The sequence below is a fragment of the Pseudomonas syringae genome (genome assembly GCF_001698815.1).
In the GTDB taxonomy this organism is placed as follows: domain Bacteria; phylum Pseudomonadota; class Gammaproteobacteria; order Pseudomonadales; family Pseudomonadaceae; genus Aquipseudomonas; species Aquipseudomonas syringae_A.
Genome location: NZ_LGSI01000069.1, coordinates 1 through 1,897, shown reverse-complemented (window position 1 = coordinate 1,897; position 1,897 = coordinate 1). Strand labels below are relative to the sequence as shown.

General features: G+C 59.1%; 1 protein-coding gene and 1 pseudogene. Both read right to left on the bottom strand.

All coding sequences use genetic code 11. The features are described from left to right. Nucleotides 1–133: 133 nt before the first annotated feature. Entirely contained in the window at nt 134–1,267 is a 1,134-nt protein-coding gene (locus AFK24_RS26110; RefSeq protein ID WP_065836009.1) for a cupin-like domain-containing protein, read from the bottom strand. 433 nt (nt 1,268–1,700) lie between these two features. Further along, nucleotides 1,701–1,897: pseudogene (locus tag AFK24_RS26105) on the bottom strand (IS110 family transposase); the annotation flags it as partial.

Below are 1,897 nucleotides of genomic sequence, written 5' to 3'. Positions count from 1 at the left end.
GGAGCGAGGCTTGCCCGCGACGAACGATAACGCTGTGGGTCAGGCTTACCGAGGCGCCTGGTTCGCGGGCAAGCCTCGCTCCAACGGGATTTGCATTCGATTGCGGGGCAATTTTCTGCAGAAAAACACGCGCTTACCAACCCCGCCCCGAATTCACCCAGAAGTTCACCGACAGCGACGTGGTGATCGATTCCACCTGATGAAACCAGCCTTCGGGCAGGAACAGCAGGTCGCCGGCTTGCAGGGTGATGCGCAGGAAGGTTACGTCGCGGGCGGTGGGGAAGCGTTGGTAGTCGGGGGCGTCGGGGTTGAAGTCGCAGCCGTCCAGACCGCCTTTGGGCGAGGTCGACCAGGTGCCCAGCGCTTCGCGGTGATGGGGCGCGGCGAGGATGAAGGATTTCTGGCCCCAGACCTGGGCGAACAGGTTGTCGGTGTCGTCCCGGTGCAGCGGGGTCAGCGTGCCTTTGGGGCCGATCCAGATGCGGGGGGCGATGTACAGCGATTGCTCGAAGTAGGGCGGGTAATTGATTTGCGCCAGTAATTGCGCAGGCAGGATGTTATTGCCCATATACGCGGGTGGCTGGCCATCGGCGCCTTTGCTGGCGGGTTTTTCCAGTGAGGCGATGAAGTCGGCCATGGACGTGGAGCGGAAGTCGCGGTCAGTGGAGAAGGTTTTCTTCACGTAGTCGCCGTGACGGGTGATGCCCTGCAATTGGGCGAAATGGCTCAGGGATTGCTCGCGACTCATGTTGAACAGCGGCCAGTCTTGCAGGGCGTCGCTGATGATCAGCGGAATGCCTTCGAGCAGATAGTGGTTCCTGAATTCGCTGACCGTCATTGCGCTGCGCGGTCTTCTTTCAACGCTGACCTGGGTTGGCAGGCTGGCCGAGACGCGCTCGCTGAAACGCGGCGGCGTAGGGTAACGCTGGTTGATGTCGACTTTTTCTTGCTTGACGGTGCCGCGTCGGGCGCTGTCGATAATTTGCGGCAGCAACGTCGCCAGCCCCATATTGCCGCCGATCTTCAAGCGCCCGCAGGCAAACAGTTCTTCGACATTGGCAACGCCGCTCATGATGCCGAGAAAGTCAGTCTTGCTGACTTCAATGGTTACATCTGGCCGCGCATGGCGGCCGGTTTCGGTCACCGTACGCGCCTGCACATCGGACCAGATCGCCAGATCAGCGCCGAAGATGAACTGAAAGACGCCTTCGATACCGACCGAACCGGCATTGACGAACAGCTTTGACAGGACGGGCTGCAGATCCACGGTGCTCACTCTTGTTGGTTTGGGCTTGAAGGGGGAACGAGTGAGCGGCCGGGAAATTTATTGGTGAGTGGGTTCGTCAGGGTAGAGCAAGGGCTGTGGGAGCGAATTCATTCGCGAAAGAGGTTCAGCCAACGCAGATGCTTTGCCTGTACCGGCCTATTCGGGAATAAATTCCCTCCTATGTATGGACTCGCCCACACTTTCAACCTGCTTTTGAACACTGCTACCCGGTTGCATCTATGTATAAGGCCTGTTCGAGGAAGCATCATCGGCTTCTGGCCAACATTGGGTAAGCTCGCGGTATGCCGATTACAGTAAGGCCTCAAAGGGCCAGTAGGAGGGCAGGCATCTATCCGCGACGGTCTGACCTGGGGTCAATGTTCTTCAGCAGCGGTTGAGGTGACTCAGCACCCCGGTGGCAGAACTCTGTCGATTAATGGCTCATCGTCGCCTCCTGGCAACCCGCTGGCTGGCGACGATAGGTCTGATCATTTTGCAGCAGCACCCAAACGATCCGCAGGTTGCGGTTGGCCAACCGTACCGCGGCTCCTTTTTGACCGTGGCGACTTAACCAGCGCCGCAAGCGGTGGTCATCCGGATGCTCCGAATCAGGCCGCACCTGCCTCAATA